At 72.3% G+C, this 22,142-nt stretch carries 20 protein-coding genes and 1 tRNA gene; 5 read left to right on the top strand and 16 right to left on the bottom strand.

Annotation, left to right across the window (positions count from 1 at the left end; genetic code table 11):
* Window positions 1-150: 150 nt before the first annotated feature.
* The gene (locus tag ACH4UK_RS26670; protein ID WP_398360280.1) at window positions 151-3,540 is read left to right on the top strand and encodes a S41 family peptidase; all 3,390 of its coding nucleotides are present in this window, start codon (window positions 151-153) and stop codon (window positions 3,538-3,540) included.
* 413 nt (window positions 3,541-3,953) lie between these two features.
* On the opposite strand, the gene ACH4UK_RS26665 is transcribed toward ACH4UK_RS26670, so the two are convergent.
* The 4 genes from ACH4UK_RS26665 to ACH4UK_RS26650 form a co-directional block, all read right to left on the bottom strand.
* Window positions 3,954-4,148: a hypothetical protein gene (locus ACH4UK_RS26665; RefSeq protein WP_398360278.1), complete on the bottom strand. Its 195-nt coding sequence runs from the start codon at window positions 4,146-4,148 to the stop codon at window positions 3,954-3,956.
* A gap of 105 nt (window positions 4,149-4,253) precedes the next feature.
* The gene (locus tag ACH4UK_RS26660; protein ID WP_398360276.1) at window positions 4,254-5,141 is read right to left on the bottom strand and encodes an SDR family oxidoreductase; all 888 of its coding nucleotides are present in this window, start codon (window positions 5,139-5,141) and stop codon (window positions 4,254-4,256) included.
* Entirely contained in the window at window positions 5,138-6,076 is a 939-nt protein-coding gene (locus ACH4UK_RS26655) for an alpha/beta fold hydrolase (protein WP_398360274.1), read from the bottom strand. Before ACH4UK_RS26655 ends, ACH4UK_RS26660 begins: the two co-directional genes overlap by 4 nt.
* Window positions 6,073-7,671, bottom strand: a complete 1,599-nt coding sequence (locus ACH4UK_RS26650) for a flavin-containing monooxygenase (protein ID WP_398360272.1) — start codon at window positions 7,669-7,671, stop codon at window positions 6,073-6,075. The genes ACH4UK_RS26655 and ACH4UK_RS26650 overlap by 4 nt, the downstream gene beginning before the upstream one ends.
* Window positions 7,672-7,839: 168 nt before the next feature.
* Here ACH4UK_RS26650 and ACH4UK_RS26645 point away from each other — a divergent pair, with 168 nt between their 5' ends.
* Window positions 7,840-8,484, top strand: a complete 645-nt coding sequence (locus ACH4UK_RS26645) for a MerR family transcriptional regulator (RefSeq protein ID WP_398360628.1) — start codon at window positions 7,840-7,842, stop codon at window positions 8,482-8,484.
* An 18-nt stretch (window positions 8,485-8,502) separates the two neighbouring features.
* On the opposite strand, the gene ACH4UK_RS26640 is transcribed toward ACH4UK_RS26645, so the two are convergent.
* A complete protein-coding gene (locus ACH4UK_RS26640; protein ID WP_398360271.1) occupies window positions 8,503-9,318 on the bottom strand; it encodes an exodeoxyribonuclease III in 816 nt (271 codons plus the stop codon).
* Window positions 9,319-9,368: 50 nt separating this feature from the next.
* Here ACH4UK_RS26640 and ACH4UK_RS26635 point away from each other — a divergent pair, with 50 nt between their 5' ends.
* On the top strand, window positions 9,369-9,860 hold the full coding sequence (locus ACH4UK_RS26635) for a GNAT family N-acetyltransferase (protein WP_398360269.1): 492 nt from the start codon (window positions 9,369-9,371) through the stop codon (window positions 9,858-9,860).
* Between the two features lie 90 nt (window positions 9,861-9,950).
* Here ACH4UK_RS26635 and ACH4UK_RS26630 read toward each other — a convergent pair whose 3' ends face one another.
* From ACH4UK_RS26630 to ACH4UK_RS26620, 3 genes are all read right to left on the bottom strand, one after another.
* Window positions 9,951-10,736, bottom strand: a complete 786-nt coding sequence (locus tag ACH4UK_RS26630; RefSeq protein WP_398360267.1) for an SAM-dependent methyltransferase — start codon at window positions 10,734-10,736, stop codon at window positions 9,951-9,953.
* A 103-nt stretch (window positions 10,737-10,839) separates the two neighbouring features.
* Window positions 10,840-11,301, bottom strand: a complete 462-nt coding sequence (locus tag ACH4UK_RS26625) for a GNAT family N-acetyltransferase (protein WP_398360265.1) — start codon at window positions 11,299-11,301, stop codon at window positions 10,840-10,842.
* Window positions 11,302-11,345: 44 nt separating this feature from the next.
* Window positions 11,346-12,860: a sigma-70 family RNA polymerase sigma factor gene (locus ACH4UK_RS26620; RefSeq protein ID WP_398360263.1), complete on the bottom strand. Its 1,515-nt coding sequence runs from the start codon at window positions 12,858-12,860 to the stop codon at window positions 11,346-11,348.
* A 183-nt stretch (window positions 12,861-13,043) separates the two neighbouring features.
* Between ACH4UK_RS26620 and ACH4UK_RS26615 the strand changes: the two genes are divergently transcribed.
* Window positions 13,044-14,162: a multiprotein-bridging factor 1 family protein gene (locus ACH4UK_RS26615; RefSeq protein ID WP_398360261.1), complete on the top strand. Its 1,119-nt coding sequence runs from the start codon at window positions 13,044-13,046 to the stop codon at window positions 14,160-14,162.
* A 58-nt stretch (window positions 14,163-14,220) separates the two neighbouring features.
* On the opposite strand, the gene ACH4UK_RS26610 is transcribed toward ACH4UK_RS26615, so the two are convergent.
* The 8 genes from ACH4UK_RS26610 to galU all read right to left on the bottom strand — a co-directional run bounded on the left by ACH4UK_RS26610 (window position 14,221) and on the right by galU (window position 21,428).
* A complete protein-coding gene (locus ACH4UK_RS26610; protein ID WP_398360259.1) occupies window positions 14,221-15,432 on the bottom strand; it encodes a S1 family peptidase in 1,212 nt (403 codons plus the stop codon).
* A 404-nt stretch (window positions 15,433-15,836) separates the two neighbouring features.
* Window positions 15,837-15,910, bottom strand: a tRNA-Ala gene (locus tag ACH4UK_RS26605).
* 100 nt (window positions 15,911-16,010) lie between these two features.
* Window positions 16,011-17,237 carry a gephyrin-like molybdotransferase receptor GlpR gene (gene glpR / locus ACH4UK_RS26600; RefSeq protein WP_398360257.1) on the bottom strand — a complete coding sequence of 409 codons (1,227 nt, stop codon included), beginning with the start codon at window positions 17,235-17,237 and terminating at the stop codon, window positions 16,011-16,013.
* Between the two features lie 157 nt (window positions 17,238-17,394).
* Window positions 17,395-18,024, bottom strand: a complete 630-nt coding sequence (locus ACH4UK_RS26595) for a GNAT family N-acetyltransferase (RefSeq protein ID WP_398360255.1) — start codon at window positions 18,022-18,024, stop codon at window positions 17,395-17,397.
* A gap of 17 nt (window positions 18,025-18,041) precedes the next feature.
* The gene (locus ACH4UK_RS26590; protein ID WP_398360626.1) at window positions 18,042-18,542 is read right to left on the bottom strand and encodes a molybdenum cofactor biosynthesis protein B; all 501 of its coding nucleotides are present in this window, start codon (window positions 18,540-18,542) and stop codon (window positions 18,042-18,044) included.
* Between the two features lie 68 nt (window positions 18,543-18,610).
* Window positions 18,611-19,111: a cyclic pyranopterin monophosphate synthase MoaC gene (moaC, locus tag ACH4UK_RS26585; protein WP_398360253.1), complete on the bottom strand. Its 501-nt coding sequence runs from the start codon at window positions 19,109-19,111 to the stop codon at window positions 18,611-18,613.
* A gap of 99 nt (window positions 19,112-19,210) precedes the next feature.
* On the bottom strand, window positions 19,211-20,521 hold the full coding sequence (glp, locus tag ACH4UK_RS26580; protein WP_398360252.1) for a gephyrin-like molybdotransferase Glp: 1,311 nt from the start codon (window positions 20,519-20,521) through the stop codon (window positions 19,211-19,213).
* A 4-nt stretch (window positions 20,522-20,525) separates the two neighbouring features.
* Complete coding sequence (galU, locus tag ACH4UK_RS26575) at window positions 20,526-21,428, bottom strand: UTP--glucose-1-phosphate uridylyltransferase GalU (protein WP_137234670.1); 903 nt, start codon at window positions 21,426-21,428, stop codon at window positions 20,526-20,528.
* Window positions 21,429-21,521: 93 nt separating this feature from the next.
* Here galU and ACH4UK_RS26570 point away from each other — a divergent pair, with 93 nt between their 5' ends.
* Window positions 21,522-22,127, top strand: coding sequence for a 5-formyltetrahydrofolate cyclo-ligase (locus tag ACH4UK_RS26570; RefSeq protein ID WP_398360250.1), 606 nt, complete (start codon window positions 21,522-21,524; stop codon window positions 22,125-22,127).
* Window positions 22,128-22,142: the final 15 nt, after the last annotated feature.

The raw sequence follows: 22,142 nt of genomic DNA, 5'->3' as shown, positions 1-22,142 counted from the left end.
CCGCTCATTCTCGCTCAGTCCCGCTCAGCATCGAACGAAACTGTTTCGTACACCTGAACCGTACTCCCCCGGTCCAGCGAAACGAAATCGTTTCGCTTGTGTCGTGCACCACAAGTTGCCCCGGGCCCTCCGCACGGAAAGCATTGGGGGGTGAGTGACGACGTCGCGTATCTCCGTTTCCCGCACCTTCACCAGGACTTGCTGTGCTTCGCGGCCGAGGACGACCTCTGGGTCGCGCCTCTCGCCGCCGCGGGGCACCGCCCAGGACGGGCCTGGCGGGTGACCGTCGACCGGACCCGGGTCAGCCATCCGCGCTTCTCGCCCGACGGCTCCTCCATCGCCTACACGACCTGGCGCACCCTGGACCCCGAGATCCACCTCGCCCCGGTGGCCGGCGGCCCGGCCCGCCGGCTCACCCACTGGGGGTCGACGGACGCCCGGGTCTGCGGCTGGAGCCCCGATCCGGCCGAGGCCTGCCAGATCCTGGCCGTGTCCTCGCACAACCAGCCGTTCTCGTACTTCTCCTGGGCCTACAGCGTCCCCACCGACGGGAGCCCCGGCGGCAGGCTCCCCTGGGGCCCGGTCTCCGACATCGCGGTCGCCGACATCGACGGCGAGCGCCGCACCCTGCTGCTCACCGGCACGCCCCCGCACGAACCGGCCGCCTGGAAGCGCTACCGGGGCGGGGCCATGGGCCGCCTGTGGCTGCACGGCGAACGGCTGCTCCCGGACATCGACGGCCACCTCGCCAACCCGATGTTCGTCGGCCGCCGCATCGCGTTCCTCTCCGACCACGAGGGCGTCGGCAACCTCTACTCCTGCCTGATGGACGGCACCGACCTGCGCCGGCACACCGACCACGACGCGTTCTACGCCCGCAACGCCTCGAGCGACGGCCACCGGGTGGTCTACCAGTGCGCGGGCGAGCTGTGGCTGGTCGAGGACCTGGAGTCGCCCGACGCCACCCCGCGCCGGCTGGAGGTACGCCTGGGGGGCCCGCGCACCGGCCGGCGCGCCCACCAGGTGCCCGCCGCCAGCAACGTCGACTCGCTCTCCGTCGACGAGACGGGCCGGGCCAGCGCCGTCACCGTACGCGGCAGCCTCTACTGGCTCACCCACCGCGACGGGCCCGCCCGCACCATCGCCGACACCCCCGGCGTCCGGGTGCGGCTGCCGGAGATGCTCGGCAGCGGCGGACAGGTCGCGTACGTCACCGACGCGGACGGCCCGGACGCGGTCGAGATCTCCTATCTGCCGCGCGCCAGCGGCGACCGGCCCCCGCGCAGGCTGGCCTCCGGGCAGCTGGGCCGGGTCCAGGAGATGATCTCCGACCCGGAGGGCGAGCGCCTGGCCATCGCGTCGAACGACGGCCGGCTGCTGCTCCTGGACACGGGGGAGGCGCAGGCCGCCGAGGCCCCCGAGGCGACGGACCGGGGGCCCGGCGGCTCGACCCGTGCCGACCTCCACGCGGCCACGGGCGCGGTGGCCCCGGACAGCGCCGCGCCGGTCGACGAGCACCCCGGGCTCACCGAGCTGATCCGCTCGGTCAACGGGCCCGTGCGCGACCTCGCCTTCTCCCCCGACGGCGACTGGCTGACCTGGTCGCACCCGGGCGTCGGCCGCTCGCTGCGACAGATCAAGCTGGCCCGGATCTCCGGCCCCGGCGCCCCGGTGATCGTCGACGTCACCAACGGCCGCTTCGAGGACGAGAACCCGGTCTTCACGGAGGACGGCCGCTATCTGGCGTTCCTGTCCTGGCGGGGCTTCGACCCGGTCTACGACGTCCACACCGGCGACCTGTCCTTCCCGCTCGGCTGCCGCCCCTACCTGGTCCCGCTCTCGTCCGCCACCCCGTCCCCCTTCGCGCTCTCGCCCGACGGGCGTCCGGCGGCGGGCGGCCTGGACCCGGTGGACGTGCCCGAGGGGGGTACGTCGGAGGGGTCGACGGTGATGGTGGAGTTCGAGGGCCTGGAGAGCCGGGTGACGCCCTTCCCGGTCTCCGCCTCCAAGTACTCGGCGCTGGCCCCGGTCAGCGGCGGCGGTCTCGTCTGGCTGCGCTGGCCGATCTCGGGGGCGCTGGGCGAGACGTTCGCGAACCCGGCCGACATGTCGGGGCGGCCGACCCTGGAGCACTTCAACATCGCGAAGGCCCGCAGGACCGAACTGGTCGACCACCTCGACTGGTTCGCGGTGAGCGGCGACACGTCCCGCCTGGTCGTCATGGACGACGGCGAACTGCGCGCCCTGCCCGCGACCGAGCCGGGCGACACCGACTCCACGGTCTACCTGGACCTGCGGCGCATCCTGCACGAGGTCGACCCGGGGGCGGAGTGGCGGCAGGCGTACGGCGAGGCGGGCCGGATCATCCGCTCCTACTTCTGGGAGCCGGACATGTGCGGCATCGACTGGGACGGCGTGCTGGACCAGTACCGCCCGCTCGTCGAACGGGTCGCCTCCCCCGACGAGTTCGCGGATCTGCTGCGCGAGGTGCTGGGCGAGCTGGGCACCTCGCACGCGTACGTCTCCCCCGCCCGCCGCAACGAGGGCCCGCCGCACTACCAGCGCGCGATCGGCCTGCTGGGCGCCAACCTGGTCTGCCGGGAGGGTTCCTGGGTCGTCCAGCGCATCCTGCCCGGCGACTCGTCGGACTCCAAGGCGCGTTCGCCGCTGGCGGGTACGGGGATCAGGGAGGGCGCGGTCCTCACCCATGTCGACGGCCGCCCGGTCGACCCGGTCACGGGCCCGTACCCCTTGCTGACGGCGGCGGGCGGCACCACGGTGGAACTGGCCTTCTCCCCGGCGGGCGGGGGCCCCTCCCGCCGGGTGGCGATCATGCCCCTGGTGGACGAGCGCCCGCTCCGGTACCAGGACTGGGTGGCCAAACGCCGTGACGTCGTAAGGAAGTTGAGCGGCGGCAAGTGCGGCTACCTGCACATCCCGGACATGGGCGGCTCGGGCTGGGCCCAGTTCAACCGGGACCTGCGCCTGGAGGTGTCCCGCCCCGCACTGATCGTGGACGTCCGGGGCAACGCGGGCGGCCACATCAGCGAACTGGTCGTGGAGAAGCTCACCCGCAAGATCCTCGGCTGGGACCTGACCCGCAACGCACAGGCGGTGAGCTACGCCTCCAACGCCCCCAGGGGCCCGGTCGTCGCCCTGGCCGACGAGGCGACCTCCTCCGACGGCGACATGATCACCGCCGCGTTCCGGCTGCTGAAGCTGGGCCCGGTGGTGGGCCAGCGCACCTGGGGCGGCGTGGTCGGCATGACCGGCCGCCACCGCCTGGGCGACGGCACGGTGATCACGGTGCCGATGAACGCGGCCTGGTTCGACACCTACGGCTGGTCGGTGGAGAACCACGGCGTGGAACCGGACGTGGAAGCCCTGCGCACCCCCCTGGACTGGGCGGAGGGCCGGCACGCGGTCCTGGACGACGCGGTCCGCCTGGCATTGGACCTCCTGGCCGCACACCCGGCGGCAACGCCACCGTCGTACGACACGGCCCCGAACCTGCGGAGGCCGCCGCTGCCACCCAGGTGACCGCACGAGGGCTCCGCCCTCCCGTGATTCAGGCCGCCGAACACCCCTTCAAGCGCCCGTCCGCCGCCCCTTCAATCCCGCCCTGCACTCTCCCAAGCCCTCTACGCGCCTGTTCAATCCCGCCCGACGCTCCTCCAAGCCCCCTACGCGCCTCTTCAATCCCGCCCGACGCTCCTCCAAACTCCCTACGCGCCTCTTCAAGCCCGCCCGGCACCCCCTCAAGCCTCTCCGCCGCCCCTTCAAGCCCGCCCGGCACCCCCTCAAGCCCGTCCGGCGATTGAGGACATCTTTTCCAGCCCGTCCGGCGCTTGAGGACAAAGAAGGAGGCGCACCCGGTCACCCGGGTGCGCCTCCTGACGCGACGCGTACGCACGCGCACAGCGCAGCGCGCACGCGTCACACTTCAGCGACCGTCAACGGTCAAAGCGCTCGCGCGCCTGGTCCGCGGCGTCCTGGGCACGGTCCTTCATGCCCGAGGAGGAGTCCGACTCCTGGTCGCGGTCCTGGGAAGCCCGGTCCTTGGCCTGGTCCTTGCCCTGGCCGGCCTTCTCCTTGGCCTGGTCGGCGAGCTCCTGCGCCTTGTCCTTGAACTGGTCTGCGATACCCATGCTGTTCACTCCTGTGGGATGCCTGGGGTACGTGGGGATGGCCCCCTGCGGGGCCTCGCCCAGCGTTGCACGGCCTGACATTCCACGCATTTCGTACCGCTACGGTCAGTCAGTGCGCGCCGCACGCGCGTCCTGGTCCGCCGCTCCCCCGGCCCCCACCAGCCCCTTCGACACCGTGTGCAGCCGCGGCTCGAAGCGCCGCATCTCGCGCCGTCCGCCGATCGCGATGACGGAGGGCAGATAGCCGCGCACCGACTGCATGCCGCGCAGCCACCACTGGGCGTACACATGCGGGGAACGCCGCGCGATGCCGTCGACGATCCGGTCGACGGCCGGGCCGAGCGGATAGGTGCGGTTCATCGGCCACGGCAGCCGCTGGCGCAGCTCGCGCATCACGTCGTCCTGGTCCGCGCCGCGCACCATGTCCGTGTCGGTCCAGGAGAGATAGCCGACGCCGACCCCGACGCCCTTGTAGCCGACCTCGGCGCGCAGGCTGTGCGCGAAGGCCTCGACGCCCGACTTGGACGCGCAGTACGCGGTCATCATCGGGGCCGGGGTGATCGCCGCCAGCGACGCTATCTGGAGGAAGTAGCCGCGGCTCTCCATCAGCACCGGCAGGAAGGCCCGTCCGGTGACCGCCCCGCCGATGAGGTTCACCTCGATGACCCGCCGCCAGGCGTCCGGGTCGGAGTCGGCGAACGGGCCGCCCGAGGCGACACCCGCGTTGGCGACGACCACGTCGACCTTGCCGAAGCGTTCCTTCACCTCGCGCGCCACCTGAGCCATCGCCTCATGGTCGGTGACATCGGCGAACCAGTGGTCGCTCTCGCCGTGCAGCCGCTCGGAGACGTGCTTCAGCTCGTCCGGCTCCAGGCCGACGAGCGCCAGCGTCGCACCGCGGGCGGACAGCTTGCGGGCCAGCAGCTCGCCCACGCCCCGGGCCGCGCCGGTCACGACGACGACCTGGCCCTCCAGATTCCGCTTGCTGCTCATGCGACATCCTCCTTCTCCGACGTGGCGGCCGTCCCCGTGGCGACGTACCGGCCGACCAGCTCCCTGATCTTCGCCGTGACGGCCTCCGGGGCCTCCACCGGCGTCATGTGCCCCAGGCCGGCCAGCTCGGTCAGGCCGAGGCCGACCGGCAGGGCGGCGGCGATGGCCCGCGCGTGGACCGGCGGGGTCAGCCGGTCGTCCGTGCCGACGATCACCGCGGTCGGCACCCGCAGCTCGCGCACGCCCGCCGCGAGGTCCAGCTCGCCCAGCACATGACCCCACTCCACCCTCGCGCGGCGCGGGCAGGCGTGCACGATGCGGGCGCAGGCGTCGACCCGCTCCGGAGCCGAACCCGCCCCCATCGTGGCGTACTTGAGGATCTTCCTGGAGACCGGATTGACCGGCCCCAGCGGTGCCCTCGCCCCCAGTACGGCGGCGGTGAGCCGGGTGCGCAGCGCGCCCGCGGGGAGCGGCAGGACGCGCGCCTCGGCGGTCAGCCGCGTACTGCCGGTGGAACAGAGCAGGACGGCGGCCGCGTGCTCGCGCAGTCCGGGGCGGGCGGCGGCGGCCATCAGCGTCATCCCGCCCATGGAGTGCCCGGCGAGCACCGCCTTGCGGCCGGGGGCGAGCGTTGCGGCGAGGACCGCCTCGAGGTCGTCGGCCAGCGCGTTCACGCTGTAGCCGCCGGGGCCGGGTTCGGGGGTGAGTCCGTGGCCGCGCTGGTCGTAGGCGATGACCCGGTGGTCGGCGGCGAGATCGCGGATCTGGGCGTCCCAGAAGCGGGTGTTGCAGGTCCAGCCGTGGGCCAGGACGACGGCCGGGGCGTCCTCGGGGCCGTGCAGTTCGACGTGGATCCGCGAACCGTCGGCGGAGCGCGCGGTCGACTCGGCGGCGGGCACCGGCGGTAGGGCGTCGCGGTGCAGGAGGCGGCTCATCGTGCGGCCTCCTCGGCGACGGAATCGGCCTCCGTGGCGGCGGTCACGCTCTCGCGGTCGGTGCGGCCGGGCTGTTCGGGTACGCGCCCGGTCCCGGCGGCCCGCTGGGCGCCGCCCGCCGTGCCGGCCCGGATGACGTCGTACTCCGCGAGGTCCACCGAACGCGTCTGCCGCCGGAACTCACTCGTGGTGCCGGGCCAGACCGTGGTGTTGCGGCCCGCCTCGTCCAGGTACCAGCTGGTGCAGCCGCCGGTGTTCCACACGGTGCGCTTCATCCGCTGCTGGACCCGGTCGTTCCATACGGTGACGGCGCCGGAGCGGGCCCCGAGCGCGGCGCGTCCGCCTAGCACGTTCAACTGCCGCACGTAGTCGGCCATGTAGTTCAGCTGGGACTCGATCATCAGGATCATGGAGGAGTTGCCGAGCCCGGTGTTGGGGCCGATGATCGTCATCCAGTTGGGGAAGCCGGCGGCGGTCGCGCCGCGCAGGGATTTCATCCCGTCCTTCCAGGACTCGGCGAGCGTGATGCCCTCCTCGCCGACGACCCGCTCCGCGATCGGCATGTCCGTCACATGGAAGCCGGTGCCGAAGACGATCGCGTCGACCTCCGCCTCGCTGCCGTCGGCGGCCACGACCGTGGAGCCGCGTATCTCGCTGAGACCGGAGGCCACGACATCCACATTGGGCCGGGCGAGCGCCGGATAGTACGTACTGGAGAGCAGGATCCGCTTGCAGCCGATGCGGTAGTCCGGCGTCAGCTTGGCCCGCAGGGCCGGGTCCTTGATCGCCCGCGCGATGTTGGACTTGGCTATCCTCTCCACCACCCCGAGCTGGTCGGGGTGCTTGGTGAAGGCGCTGACCTGCAACTCCCGCAGGCCCCACAGCAGTCCGCGGCGCGCCGTGCCGGTCACGGGGACGGCCCGGTGCAGAGCGCGCTCCGCCTTGCTGATGGCACGGTCCATGCGCGGCATCACCCAGGGCGGGGTGCGCTGGAAGAGCGTGAGCCTGGCGGCCTTCGGCTGTATCGCCGGGACGATCTGGATGGCGGAGGCGCCTGTGCCGACCATCGCGACGCGCTTGCCGGCCAGGTCGTAGTCGTGGTCCCAGCGCGCGGAGTGGAAGACCTTGCCGGGGAAGGTGTCGAGGCCGGGTATGTCCGGCATCTTGGGGTCGGAGAGGGGTCCGGTGGCGGAGACGACGACATCCGCGTGCAGGACGGACCCGTCGGCCGACTCGATCACCCAGTACAGGTGCTCCTTGTCCCAGCTCATCAGCTTCACCTCGTGGTTCAGCCGGATGTGCGGGCGGAGCCCGAAGGTGTCGGCGACGCGCTCCAGGTAGGCCCGGATGTGCTCCTGTCCGGAGAAGGTGCGCGGCCAGTCGGGGTTGGGTGCGAAGGAGAAGGAGTAGAGATGGGACGGTACGTCGCAGGCGCAGCCGGGATAGCTGTTGTCGCGCCAGGTGCCGCCCACCGAGTCGGCCCGCTCCAGGACGACGAAATCGGTGATGCCTTCGCGGCGCAGCCGGACCGCGGCCCCCAGGCCCCCGAATCCGGTTCCGATCACCGCCACACGTACGTGCTCCTGCTGGGCCATACTGCCGCCTCCCGCGGTACGTCACGTGACTCTGCCAGCAATCACTGGCATTGTTCGGAGAGTAGAGCAGGACCGTACTGATGGGTAGGGGGCGGACCGAGGAAAGTTACCGGCGGTACAACATAGGGTGCCCCTGTGGCTGAAGGACGCGAGCACCGCGAATACCGCATGGAGGAGCTGGCCAAGGAGGCCGGCATCACCGTGCGGACCCTGCGCTTCTACCGGGAGCGCGGGCTGATCCCGCCACCTCGCCGCGAGGGCCGCATCGCCTGGTACGACGACCACCACCTGGCCCGGCTGCGGACCATCGCGGCCCTGCTGGAGCGCGGCCACACCCTCAACGGCATCGCCGACCTCGCGGCCACCTTCGAGAGCGGCCGCGATGTCGCCGAGGTGCTGGGCCTGGGCGAACCGACCGAGGAGACCCCGGTCCGCCTCACCCCCGAGCAGCTCGCGGACTACTTCGAGGGCGAGGTCACACCCGAGAACCTGGCCACCGCGCTGGACCTGGGCTATCTCGCCACCGACGGGGACGAGATCGTGCACATCAGCCGCCGCCTCCTGGAGGTGTCGGCCGAGCTCGTACGGGAAGGGGTGCCGCTGTCCACGGTGCTCTCCTCGGGCCGCCGCGTCCGCGAGCACGCGGACGCGCTCGCGGAAATCTTCGTACGCGTGCTGCATGCCCACACCACGGAGACCGAACCGGCCCAACTCCGTCCACTGGCCCGCGCGGTGGTGGACGCCGAGCTGTCCATGGCCCTGGACCGCAGACTGCGCCGCGAGGACGGCACGCAGCCGCCCCGGCCCGACTGACGGGGCCCGCGCCCGGATTCAGCGCTCGTAGACGACCGTCACCGGCGCGTGGTCGCTCCAGCGCTCGCCGTGCGTGGCCGCCCGCTCGACCCAGGCCTTCACCGCACGCCCGGCCAGGCCCGGGGTCGCCATCTGGTAGTCGATGCGCCAGCCGCTGTCGTTGTCGAAGGCGCGCCCGCGGTAGGACCACCAGCTGTACGGCCCCTCGACGTCCGGGTGCAGCCGCCGCACGACGTCCACGTACGCGGCCTCCTCCAGGACCCGGGTCAGCCAGGCCCGCTCCTCCGGGAGGAAGCCGGAGGACTTGCGGTTGGCCTTCCAGTTCTTCAGGTCGGCCTCCTGGTGGGCGATGTTCCAGTCGCCGCAGACCACGACCTCGCGGCCGTCCGCCGCCGCCCGCGCCCTCAGCCCCTGAAGGTAGGGCAGGAAGGCGGCCATGAAGCGTTCCTTCTCGTCCTGGCGCTCGGTGCCGACCTCGCCCGAGGGCAGATACAGGCTCGCGACGGTGAGACCGGGGAGGTCGATCTCCGCATACCGGCCGCTCGCGTCGAACTCCTCCGCCCCGGGGACCCCGAAGCCGCCGAAGCCGATCTGGACCCGCTCGGGGGCCTGCCGCGAGTAGAGCGAGACGCCGGCGCGGCCCTTGGCGGCAGCGGGCGCGTGGACGGTGTGCCAGCCCTCGGGGGCGCCCACCCCTTCGGGCAGCTGGGCGAGCTCGGCCCGCACTTCCTGGAGGCAGACGACATCGGCGTCGGTCCCCGCCAGCCACTCGACGAAGCCCTTCTTGGCGGCGGCGCGGAGCCCATTAACATTCACGGAGGTCACTGTGAGCATCCCGGAACAGTACCTACTCCACCCCTACGCATAGATGTACGATATCCAGCATGAATATTCAGAATCGCCCTTTCGACCATCCCGACGCCGTGAAACTCAACGACCAGGTGCAGCTCGAATACGACGAGCGCTACGGCGACGGGGGCGACATCACACCGCTCGACCCCTCGATGTTCCTGCCGCCGCGCGGCCTGTACCTGCTCGCCTACGACGAGCTGGACCGCCCGGTGGCGACCGGCGGCTGGCGGACCCAGAACCTCAACGCCGAGGGCTACCTGGACGGCGACGCCGAGATCAAGCGGATGTTCGTGATCCCCGAGGGGCGCGGCAGAGGCCTGGCCCGGCGGATGCTGGCCGCCCTGGAGGACGACGCACGCGCCGCCGGCCGGACCCGGATGGTCCTGGAGACCGGCGACCAGCAGCCCGAGGCCATCGCGCTGTACGCGTCCAGCGGCTACACGGTGTGCGCGAAGTTCGGCCACTACCGGGAGTACGAGAGCAGCATCTGCATGGCCAAGCCGCTCCAGCAGCCCGGAGCATGATCCCGTGCCCCGACACGGGGGCACGCGCGCAGGCATGGGCAGGGCTCCGGCACCCGAGGCAGGCGCCGGTCAGCGGGTCCCGGGCGCGGGTCAGCGCACCCGCGCGACCCCCACGTAGAACCCACTGCGCTCCCGGGCGGGCGCGGGCGGCTCCTGATACCACTCGGCGGCGGGCACCAGACCCGGCGCGACCAGCTCCAGCCCCTCGAAGAACGGCTCGACCTCCGCATGGGTTCGCATGCGCAGGGCGATGGCCCCCTTCCGGTACGCCTTCTCCGTCTCCTCCCGCAGCTCCGGGTGCTGATCGGCCGTGCCGTGCGACAGCACCAGAAAGCTCCCCGGGGCCAGCGCTCCGACGAGCGTCCGTGTGATCCCGTACGGATCCTCCTCGTCCCGCAGGAAGTGCATCAGCGCGATCAGGGACAGGGCGATCGGCCGGTCGAAGTCCAGCGCCTTCGCCGCCTGTTCGAGGATCGTCTCCGGCTCGCGCACATCGGCGTGCAGATAGTCCGTCGCCCCCTCGGGGCTGCTGACCAGCAGCGCCTCCGCGTGCCGCAGGACGATGGGGTCGTTGTCCGCGTACACGATCCGGGCCGTCGGGGTGACCCGCTGGACGATCTGGTGGAGGTTGGGCGCCGTGGGTATCCCGGTGCCCACGTCCAGGAACTGGTCCACTCCCTGCTGCGCCAGCCAGGCGGCGGACCGGTGCATGAAGGCCCGGTTGCGCGCGGCGTTGGCCCGCGCCTCGGCGGGCAGCTTCTCCCCGACCTCCTGGTCGACCCCGTAGTTGTCCTTGCCGCCGAGCAGCCAGTCGTAGACGCGCGCCGGATGGGGCTTGCTCGTGTCGATCGGATCGCGATGCGGGGCGGACGTCACAGCAGCCACTCCTCCGTACGGAAACCAGAGCCGGGACCTGCACCGGCGTCCGGAAAGCGTACGCCGCCCCACGTTCAAGCAGCCACCCGGACAACGAGGTTGGTCACGCGCTCCCGCCGAGCACCAGGACCACGTGCTCGTTCTCCCCGTGCCTTACCGTGCCGGTCGCCGTGAACCCGCACTTCTCCAGCAGGCGCACCGAGCCGGTGTTGTCGACGACGGGGTCCGCGTACAGCGGGCGGGCCGTCTCCCGCTCCAGGAACGCGGTCAGCGCCTCGGTGCCGATGCCCCGGCCCCAGTACGAACGGCCGAACCAATAGCCGATGAAGCGCCGCTCCTCCTCCCACCAGGCCACGATGTTCCCCGCCGGCTCGCCGTCCACGTCGACCGTCTGCACGAAGACGGTGGCGTCCCCCAGCACCCTCGCCTTCCAGTGCGCCATGAACGCGTCCCGCTCCCGGGGGGCGAACCGCGATCTCCGGGCCGCCTCCGGGTCGTTCTCGTAGGCGAGAAAGACCTCCAGGTCCGCTGGTACGACATCTCTCAGTTGCACGCTGCTCTCCATGCCCACCGAGTCTGGCACCCACCACTGACAACCGGCCCGGCCGCTCACCTCGGGGTGGCCAGCACCTGGGTCCAGTAGGGGCCGCGCGGGGAGTCGGCGATGCCCACGCCCACGTGGACGAAGTCGCAGTTGAAGATGTCGTCGTCGCGGCCGGGGCTGTTGCGCCACTCCTCGACGACCGCGGCCGGATCGCTCATCCCCGTCGCGATGGTCTCGCCGACCGCCGACCAGTCGTAGCCCGTGGCGCCGACCCGGTCGCCCGCGCCCCGGCCCGAGGAGTCGGTGTGGTCGAAGTAGTTCCGTGCGGCCATGTCCTCGGAGTGCCGCTGGGCGACCTCGGTCAGCCGGGGGTCGGTCGCCAGCTCCGGGCAGCCGTTCGCGGCGCGCAGGGTGTTGACCCGGGTGACCACGCGGTCGTCCGGACCGGGGCGCGGCTCGGTGGGCGCGGGCGAGGCGGAGGGCGACGGGGAGACGGCGGGCGGCCGGGAGCGGGCGGCCGTACGGCTCGGCGAGGGCGAGGGCGAGGCCGTGGAGGGAGTGGGCAGCGGCTCGGCGGGAGCGGCCGCGGGCGGCGGGGGCGAAGGGCTGTACGTGACGCCCCCGCCCCGGGATTCGGGCGGGGCGGGGGCGGAGGGCCAGATCAGTACGGCGAGGGCGGTCACGGCGGCCGCGCCGGCTATCAGCCCCGCCGCCTTCCCGACCGAGAACGCGACGGACGCGGAGGGGGCCGCGGCGGCCGGTGCGGCGGAGGAGGCGACGGCCACCGCCGCCGACTGCCCGCTGTCGTAGAGCGGCAGCACGAGGGCGAGCCCGGAGAGCAGGCCCTCCGGCGGGACCAGCCCCGCACTGCCGTCGGAGCAGGAGGCGCAGCCCCGTACATGGCGGGCGATCCGCTTGCGCCACAGCGGCGTCGGCGTACCGTCCCAGTCGCCCAGCAGCTCCTCCAGGGCCGGGCAGCGGGGGTCGGACGCCAGGGCCCGGACTACCGCGCGGCCGACGTCGAGCTGGTTCTTCACCCGCTGGACGCGTACGGCGGCATGCTGCGGGGAGAGGCCGAGCGCCTCGGCGAGCTCGGACCGGGTGAGGTCGCCGGTCGTCTCCAGCCACCACAGGGAGAGCACATCGCGCTCGGCGTCGTCCAGCCAGCGGGTGGCCTCGGCCGTCTCGCGCCGCTGCCCGGAGAGTTCGAGGCGCAGGATCGTCAGGTCGACGAAGTCGGCGGCGGGGTCGGCGGGGTCCTCGGTCGCCTCCAGCGGGGCGGGGCGATGGCCGAGCCCGGACCAGCGGGTGCGGACCTGGTTCATGGCGATGGCGACGAGCCAGGAGCGGAAACGGGACGGATCGCGCAGCGAGGGCAGTCCGGACAGGGCCCGGAGCATCGTCTCCTGCACCACGTCGTCCACGTCCGGATGGCCGTTGAGGGCGCGTCCGACGACGTTGTAGACCAGGGGGAGGTACTGGGCGGCCAGCCGTTCCCCGGCGGCCCGGTCGCCGTTCCTCGCCGCGATGACCAGAGCGGTGCTGTCCACGCCGTTCACGCCCTTCGTTCCGTTCGCCACGTGCGTTCCGTTCGCCACGTGCTCGCGTCCCGGACCGGCCGAAGACGCGTGAGCGCGGCTCCGAGGGGGTGTGGGACAGGTCACCCCTGGGGGTTTTGTTATCCGTCCCCCGTCCGGTGGTCAACCAGTATGCGGGGGCCCGTCGGCCGGCCCGCCGAGAGACCGCCGGAAAACGGGAGGGACATGTCGAGCAGAACGGACACCGACGTCGTGCTGCCGGAGGCCGCCGGCGGCGGAGCGGGCCACGCCCCGGAGGCCGTGGGCGGCACGGGGAGCCGTGCCGCCCACGACACCGCGCCGCCCGGGGCCACCGAGGCGCATGTCACAGCGGCGCGCACGGGCGAGGCCATCACCACCTCGGCCCTGCACGCGGCCGCGACCGGCGCCGACACCTTCCCCGGCGTCCTGCGGGAGGCGCTGAACCGCCGCGGGCTGTCCCTGGAGCGGGTGAGCGAACGGCTCAGAGTGCGGGGCATCACCATCAGCCAGGCGACCCTCAGCAGCTGGCAGCGCGGCCGCAGCCAGCCCGAACGGGCCCGGTCCCTGCGGGCCGTGGAGGTGCTGGAGGAGATCCTGGAGCTGCCCGCCGGAGCCCTGCGCTCGCTGCTCGGACCGCGCCGCCCGCGCGGCCGGATCACCCCGCCCGGCGCGGAGGGGGCGGCGCTCCAGATCCTCGGGGAGGACTCGGTGGTGGAGAAGGCGCTCGGCGCGCGCTTCCGCCACTTCAACCAGGAGACCAGCTCGCTGGTCGTCCACGACATCGTGCAGGTGGGCGAGAGCGGCACGCTGAGCGGGATCTCCACCACGAACGTGCTGCGGGCCAGCCGGGCCGGGGCCGACCGGGCGATCTTCGTCCTGAGCTTCGACGACGAGGCGGCCGAGCCCGTCGACATCAAGGTCACCTGCGGACGCCTCGTGGAGGCCACATATCTGAAGGGGCTCAAATCCCTGGTGCTGGAGATCCACTTCGGCCGGGAGCTGGCCAAGCTGGACACCACGGTGGTGAGTTACGCGGTCGAGGTGAGCCCCTCCGAGACCCCGGCCACGCACTACGAACGCTGGTCGCGGACGAACCTCCACGAGTACCTCCAGCAGGTCTTCTTCCACCCCGGCGCCCTCCCGTCGGACTGCCACCGCTATGTCCGGGAGAAGGTCGGCGCCCCGCCCCGCGGCCGGCGGCGCATCCCGCTGAGCGACGCGCACAACGTCCATGTGCTCACCTCCCGGTGCAAACCCGGTGTGCACGGGGTGGCGTGGGACTACGGGACGGGAACAAGTGGAACGGGAGACCGCCCAGGATGAGTGGACGGTCTCCCGCGTCTGGGGGGTGGCCCCGTGCCGGTCGGTTTCTCCGGTACGGCTACTTGGTGTTGAGCGTCAGCCCGTAGTACGCGAGGGCGTCGTCGAGCGGCTGGAAGTAGGAGGAGCCGGGCGAGTTGACCTGGCCGTTGCAGCGCTGGTTGCTGGGACCGCCGGACGTCATGCCCTGGGCCTGGTCACCGGAGATGTACGCGCCCCCACTGTCCCCTCCCTGGGTGCAGACGCTGGAGCTCGCCAGGCCGGTCACGACGGTGTCCGGGCCGCCGTTCTGGTCGGTGTAGGTGACGCTGACGTTGTACGAGCCGACCTTGCCGCAGGTCCAGTTGGTGGTCTGGCCGGACTTGCAGAGCGCCGCGCCCGAGGGGGCCCGATCGCTGCCCTTGACCGGGACGGTGCCGGCCTTCCCGTACGTGGTGACGTCGAGACCGATCGAGTTGCCGGAGTCGACGGCCGCGATGCCCATGTCGACGCTGCGGGTGCCCAGCGCGAACCGGGTGTGGGTGCCCTTGGCGAAGCGCGTGCCGTTGTAGGCCAGTTCGGGCAGGTCCTCGATGCAGTGCCCGGCGGTCACGAGCACCTGCTTGCCGTTGCGGTCCTTCGCGCCGTAACCGACGGAGCAGAGGTAGCCGTTGAAGGTCATCCGGCTGCCGGGCGGAACGACGGCCTGGGTCTCCAGCTTCTCCTGCCCCTGGACGACGCGGACGGCGTCACCGTTGCTCTTCGCGGCCTTCAGGAAGCTGCGGGTGGCGGCGTCGGAGTCGCCGTTGACCTCGACGGTCACGGTGTCCGAAGCAAGGTCCACCGACCACGCGGACACCCCGGCCGGGGCGCTCTTGAGCGCCTTGGCGTCGAGCGCGGCCTTGATGCGGTCGAGCTCGCTCTCCCCGCGCTCGGGGACCCGGGCCCGGAGGCCAGCGGCCCGGACGTCCTTCGCCGCTTCGGCGTCGGCGGCGTTGACGATCAGCGAACCGTCCTTGGCGAAGAAGGCCCCGAGCGTGCTGACCCGGTCCTTCCGCAGCTCCGCGAACCGGTCCTGCTGATCGGCTTCCCGGTCCAGCCGCGCCACGGCGGCCTTCTCGCTGACGCCCAGGGTCTTGGCGAGCGCCTGGACCATCTCCGACTGGTACGCCGGAGCCGAGGGTTCCGTCGTCGTACCGGCATAGGCTCCTGTGGCGACTCCGGCCGACAGAAGCGCGCCGATCGAGGCGGCCACGATGTATCTGCGCGCGTTCTTCTTCCTGCTGTGCTTCACGCGATTCCTTCCGCTACGCAGGCGAGCGTCCAGACAATGGGGGGGGTGGCCACACCGCGCCTGGGGAAGCGCGATGTGTTCCATGGACACTGCCCGGCGGCGATGACATGTTCCTGTCGCCGCGCCTCGAACTCTGGCCCAGCCGGAACTGCCGCGACAAGAAGCGGAGATGGGGCTCTTTTCTACAGAACTGGCCGAGAACTGTAGAGAAGGCGACAGATATTCACGGGCCGACCCCCGGCCGGACCTGCGCAGTCCTGTCGGCGGCCACGGCGATGAGCCATCGGCGCACACGGCGGGGACGGACGGCCGACGCCTCCCGGAAACGACGAAATCCCGCCCGATCGAAATGATCGGACGGGATTCGTCAACCGCCTGCGGTGTTACCCGTATACGGCTCGCTGTGGACCTGTGGGGATTTGAACCCCAGACCCCCTCGATGCGAACGAGGTGCGCTACCAGACTGCGCCACAGGCCCTTGCGACGTGTGAAACTCTAGCACTCCCACCGGGGTGCTTGGAAATCCGTTCCTCCGCTGGTCAGCGGTGCCGGGATTTCCGAGCCCCACCGCCGCCGCCTCACTCGTTGGCCGCGCGCGGCCGGTCCTCGTCGTCGTACTGGTCGAAGAGGGGGGTCCGGCCCCGGTCGCGGTTGCGGCGGGACTGGTTGGTGCGCTGGCGCGGGGCCGGGTCGACGGCGGGGGCCGTCGGGTGCGACGTGCCCGTCTGGGTGGGCTCGGCGGTGCTGGAGCGGGCCGCGCTCCAGGTCTCCGGGTTGCCGACCTCCACGCCGCCCGTGGCCCGGGGGGCGACGGGCGCGGTGACATAGGTGGGCAGCGGTACGGGAACGGGCTCCCAGCTGTCGCCCTGGACGCGGCCGCGTTCCCGCTGCTGGTCCACCCACTCCGCGTGGTCCGTCTGCTCGACGAGGGCGCGCCGGCCGGCCTCCTGGGGGGAGACCGTGGGCGTGGGCTCCGGCTCCGGGTGGTGGGCTTCGGAGTCGTCGTCGGGCTCGGCGGGGGCGGGCGCCGCGGGCTGGTGCCTGCGGGGGCGGTTCTCCCGCAGGCGCTGGGCGGCGACCTCGGCCCTGCGGCGGTCCATCGTGAAGGCGAACCGTCGGCGTTCCTGGGCGCGCAGATGCACGATGTACGTGCTCAGCAGCACGGCCGGCGCCGCGGGAGCCCACAGGAAGCCGAGGCCGCCGACCGCCGCGACGACCGCGCCGAGGGTGAAGGCCAGGAAGAGGACGACCGTGGTCCGCCTGCGCCGCGCCAGGACCTGGGAGCGCTGGGCACGCCGGGCCCGCTCGGCGTCGGCCGCACCGGAGCGCGGACGCCGCTGGGCGGGAGGCGCGTGTTCCGCGGGACGCTCGCCGGACCGGCGGTCCTGCGGCTGACGGTCCGACGGCTGGTGTCCGGCCCGGCGGTCCTGTGTCGGGCGGTCCTGCGCCGGGCGGTCGGATGCCTGGTGGCCCTGGGCGCGCTCGGGCGCGTGCGCCGGGTCGCTCACCCGGGCTTCCGTGTGCGCCGGAGGCGCGGCGAAGGCCCGGACGTCCACGGATTCCATACGGTCCGTTTCCCGGTCCGGGTCGACGTCGGGCCCCGCCTCCTCGGCGGTGCGCTCCCGCAGCTCCTTGGCGTACCGGCGCTCCATCGCCGCCCGTCCGGACAGCAGCCGGATGGCGGTGCTGAAGCGTTCCGTCGGACGGGCCTCGTTGAGCTCGTCCTGCCTGCGGAGCCACATCGGCACCAAGTAGGCGGCCCAGGCCCCGACGATGACTGCGTAGATGAGGCCGCTGCTGCTCACGCTCACACCGTAGAGGGGTTTGCGCGGAAGGATCCGCCAATTGGCCCGGTGTGTCGCACGATCCGGCTGATATCACGGACTTTTTTTGTGATTGTTCGGATCAACAGCCGCCGATAGCCCGACCCATTGCGGTCACCCGGCGATCAAATTCGAACATCTATTTTATTTCTCCGGCCGGTCCGGGCCCCCGCGGCGTCACGGGGCGCGACCGGCGCCAGCGCCGGAGCATCCCCTCGGGCACTTCCTCGGCGGTGAGGGCGAAGATCAGATGGTCACGCCAGGCGCCGTCGATGTGGAGATAGCGCGGGCGCACGCCCTCCGAACGGAATCCGAGTTTCTCCACCACCCTGCGGCTGGGCCCGTTCTCCGGGCGAATGCAGACCTCGATACGGTGCAGGCCCACCGAGCGGAAGCAGTGGTCGACGGCGAGGGCGACGGCCGTCGGCATGACCCCGCGCCCGGCGACGCCCTGGTCGACCCAGTAGCCGATATGGCCGGAGCACATCGAGCCCCAGGTGATCCCCGCGACCGTGAGCTGGCCGACCAGCCGGCCCTCGTACTCGATGGCGAACGGCAGCATCCGCCCCGCGTTCGCCTCGGCGCGCAGGTGGCGGACCATCTGCCGGTAGGTGGGGCGCTGCGCCATCGGGCCGCCGGGGGCGGGCGGCGGGACGGTGGCCTCCCAGGGGCGCAGCCAGTCGCGGTTGCGCCGGTTGACCTCGCGCCACACCCGCTGGTCACGCATCTTTATCGGGCGCAGGACGATCTCGCCGTCGGTCAGCGTCACCGGCCAGGTCGCGATGTTCAGCTCGGGCTCCCCGGTCGGGGGTGGTCGCCGCCGCGGAGCTGGTCGACGGCGTGCACCAGGAGTCGGCCGAGGACCGCGAGCCCGTCCTTCACCCCGCCGGTGGAGCCGGGCAGGTTGACGATCAGGGTGCCGGAGGCCACGCCCGCCAGGCCCCGGGAGAGGGCGGCGGTCGGGACCTTGGCGAGTCCCTCGGCCCGGATCGCCTCCGGGATGCCGGGGATCTCGTGGTCGAGGACGCAGCGGGTGGCCTCGGGGGTAGCGTCGGTGGGCGAGATGCCCGTACCGCCGGTGGTGACGATCACGTCGTACCCGGCGGCGACGCCCGCGCGCAGGGCCGCCTCGACCGGATCGCCGTCGGGGACGACCTGCGGGCCGTCGACCGTGAAGCCGAGGCCGGTCAGCGCCTGGGCGATCAGCGGGCCGCCCTTGTCCGCGTACACCCCGGCGGAGGCCCGGTTGGAGGCGGTGACGACGAGGGCGGCGTACGGCGAGAGCAACGCGGCTCCGGTCGGCTCCGGCCCCCCTGCCGGCTGCTCGTGGCCGGGGGCTCCGGGCTCCGGCGGCGTCACGCGTCCGGCCCCTCCGGCGCGGTGCGCCGGTAGTCGCCGGACTTGCCGCCCGACTTCGCCTCGACCCGTACGTCGGTGATGACCGCGCTCTTGTCGACCGCCTTGATCATGTCGACGACGGTCAGGGCCGCCACCGACACCGCGGTCAGGGCCTCCATCTCCACGCCCGTGCGGTCCGTCGTCTTCACGGTGGCCGTGATCTCCACCGCGTCGTCGGACACGCTCAGGTCGACCTTCACGCCGGAGACGGCCAGCGGATGGCAGAGCGGGATCAGGTCCGGGGTGCGCTTGGCCCCCATGATCCCGGCGATCCGGGCGGTGGCGAGGGCGTCGCCCTTGGGGACTCCCTCGCCGCGCAGCAGCTCGATCACGCGCGGCGAGACGAGCACCCGGCCGCCGGCGCGGGCGACCCGGGTGGTGACGTCCTTCTCCGACACGTCGACCATGCGGGCCGCGCCCGCCTCGTCGATGTGCGTCAGCCTGTTCTGCGTACTCAACTCACTCCGCCTAGCGGTAGGGGCGCCGGTGAACCTCGGAACCGGAGGGGATCCCCCGGAAGGCACGGCGGCAGATACCGTACCGCCACCGGGCGGCGGTCAGCGGAGCAGGATCACGTCCGTCTCCGTGCCGGGCTCGACCGAGGTGACGTCCTCGGGCACCACGATCAGGACGTCCGCCTGCGCGAGCGCGGCGATCAGATGCGAACCGGAACCGCCGACCGGGGCGACCGTGCCCGCCTCCGCGTCGTACGTACCGCGCAGGAACTGACGGCGGCCTTCCGGCGAGGTGAGCGCCTTCTCGGCGCTCAGCCGGGCGCGGGTCGTGGGGCGGTGCACGTCGGTGAGGCCCATCAGGGCACGGATGGCGGGGCGGACGAACAGCTCGAAGGAGACATAGCTGGAGACCGGGTTGCCCGGCAGGGCCAGCAGCGGGGTGTGGTCCGGGCCGATCGAGCCGAAGCCCTGCGGCTTGCCCGGCTGCATGGCCAGCTTGCGGAACTCGACCCCGCTGCCCGGCTCGTCCTCGTCCCCGACCGAGGACAGCGCCTCCTTGACGACGTCGTACGCGCCGACGCTGACACCGCCCGTGGTGACGACGATGTCCGCGCGGATCAGCTGGTCCTCGATCGTGGCGCGGAGCGTTTCGGCGTCGTCGGCCACCGCGCCGACCCGGTAGGCGATGGCTCCGGCGTCCCGGGCGGCGGCCGTCAGCGCGAAGCTGTTGGAGTCGTAGATCTGACCGCCCTTCAGCGTCTCGCCGGGCTGGACCAGTTCGCTGCCGGTGGACAGGACGACCACGCGGGGGCGGGGCCGTACGACCACGGTGGAGCAGCCGATCGCCGCGAGCAGCCCGATCTGCGGCGGGCCGACGACCGCCCCGGCGGCCAGGGCCAGATCGCCCGGCTTGACGTCGCTGCCGCGCTCGCGCACATGGGCGCCGGCCACGGCGGGCCGGTGCACCCTGACCTCGCCGGTGGCGTCCTCGGGCGCGTCGCTGTGGGCGCGCATGGCGGCGGCCGGGCCCTCGCCCGTACCGCCGTCCGTCCACTCGACCGGGACCACGGCCTCCGCACCGGCGGGCAGCGGGGCGCCCGTCATGATGCGGGCGGCCTGTCCCGGTCCCACGACCTGGCCGTCGGCGAGCCCCGCGCTGCCCGCGGCGACGTCGCCGATGACGGTGAGGACCGCGGGGAACTCCTCGCTCGCCCCCTCGATGTCGGCGATGCGGACCGCGTAGCCGTCCATGGAGCTGTTGTCGAAGGGCGGCAGGGCCACCTCCACGACGACGTCCTTCACCAGGACACAGCCCTGGGCGTCCGGCAGCTGCAGCTCGATGGGCTCCAGCGGCCTCACCGCGGCCAGGATGTCGTCCAGGTGCTCGTCGACCGACCAGATCGTGCTGCTCACGGGGTTACATCTCCTCAGCGACGTACTTGCGCAGCCAGGTCCGGAAGTCCGGCCCCAGGTCTTCACGTTCGCACGCCAGTCTGACAATGGCGCGCAAGTAGTCACTGCGGTCGCCGGTGTCATAGCGGCGGCCCTTGAAGACGACGCCGTGCACGGGGCCGCCGATCTTCTCGTCCGCGGCGAGCAGCTGGAGAGCGTCGGTGAGCTGGATCTCGCCGCCGCGGCCGGGCTCGGTGTGTCGCAGTATGTCGAAGACCGCGGGGTCCAGGACGTACCGGCCGATGATGGCGAGGTTGCTGGGGGCGTCGGCCGGGTCCGGCTTCTCGACCAGGTCGGTGATGCGGACCACGTCGCCGTCGACGGTGGCGTCCGCGGCGGCGCAGCCGTAGAGGTGGACCTGCGAGGGGTCGACCTCCATCAGCGCGATGACGCTGCCGCCCTCACGCTCCTGGACCTCGACCATCCGGGCCAGCAGCGCGTCGCGCGGGTCGATCAGGTCGTCGCCGAGCAGCACCGCGAAGGGCTGGTCGCCCACGTGCGGGGCCGCGCAGAGCACGGCGTGCCCGAGGCCGCGGGGGTCACCCTGGCGGACGTAGTGCATGGTGGCCAGGTCGCTGGACTCCTGGACCTTGGCGAGGCGTTCGGCATCGCCCTTGCGGGTGAGCGCGGACTCCAACTCGTAGTTGCGGTCGAAGTGGTCCTCGAGGGGACGCTTGTTGCGGCCGGTGATCATCAGCACGTCGGAGAGGCCCGCCGCGACGGCCTCTTCGACGACATACTGGATGGCCGGCTTGTCGACGACAGGCAGCATCTCTTTAGGAGTGGCCTTCGTGGCGGGCAGGAACCGGGTACCGAGACCTGCTGCCGGGATGACGGCCTTGCTGATCCTGGAGGGCGACTGAGTCATGTGCCGACCTTAACGGGTGCACACGGCTGGAAGCTGATATTCCGGTTAACTTCGTCCTAAAATATGCCCATACGAGAATCGTGCGAGTCTCCCTTGAACACCGACAAGTCCGGAAAGGCGTCCGCAAAGAGTCCCCTGCGGCGCGAACTGCTCGCCGCGCGGGCCCTCCTGACGGAGGAGGACACCGTCCGGGCTGCCGCGGCTCTCGCCGCGGCAGCCCTTGACCTGCCCGAACTGGCCGACGCCCGTACGGTCGCCGCGTATGTCTCCGTGGGGCGCGAACCGGGAACCCGCGCCCTCCTGGAAGCGCTGCGCGGGCGCGGCGCGCGGGTGCTGCTGCCGGTGCTCCTGGCCGACAACGACCTGGACTGGGCGGTCTACGAGGGCCCGGAGCACCTGCTGCCGGCCGGGCGGGGGCTCCTTGAGCCGGACGGCCCACACCTCGGCCCCGCCGCCGTCCTGGACGCCGACGCGGTCCTGCTGCCCGGTCTGGCGGTGGACGGGGCCGGGATGCGGCTGGGTCGGGGCGGCGGCAGCTACGACCGGGTGCTGGCCCGGCTGACGGCCGCCGGGGCGCACCCGGCACGCGTCGTGCTCCTGTACGACGGCGAGGTGGTCGCGCGGGTCCCCTCGGAGCCGCACGACCACCCCGTGGACGCGGTGGTCACGCCGGCCGGAGCGCGGCGCTTCCCTTCCTGATCCCCCTGCCGGGGC

It is taken from the genome of Streptomyces sp. NPDC020884 (assembly GCF_044333935.1).
GTDB lineage: Bacteria > Actinomycetota > Actinomycetes > Streptomycetales > Streptomycetaceae > Streptomyces.
Note: the sequence above shows the minus strand (reverse complement) of the source record. Positions and strands in the feature narration are given on the sequence as shown.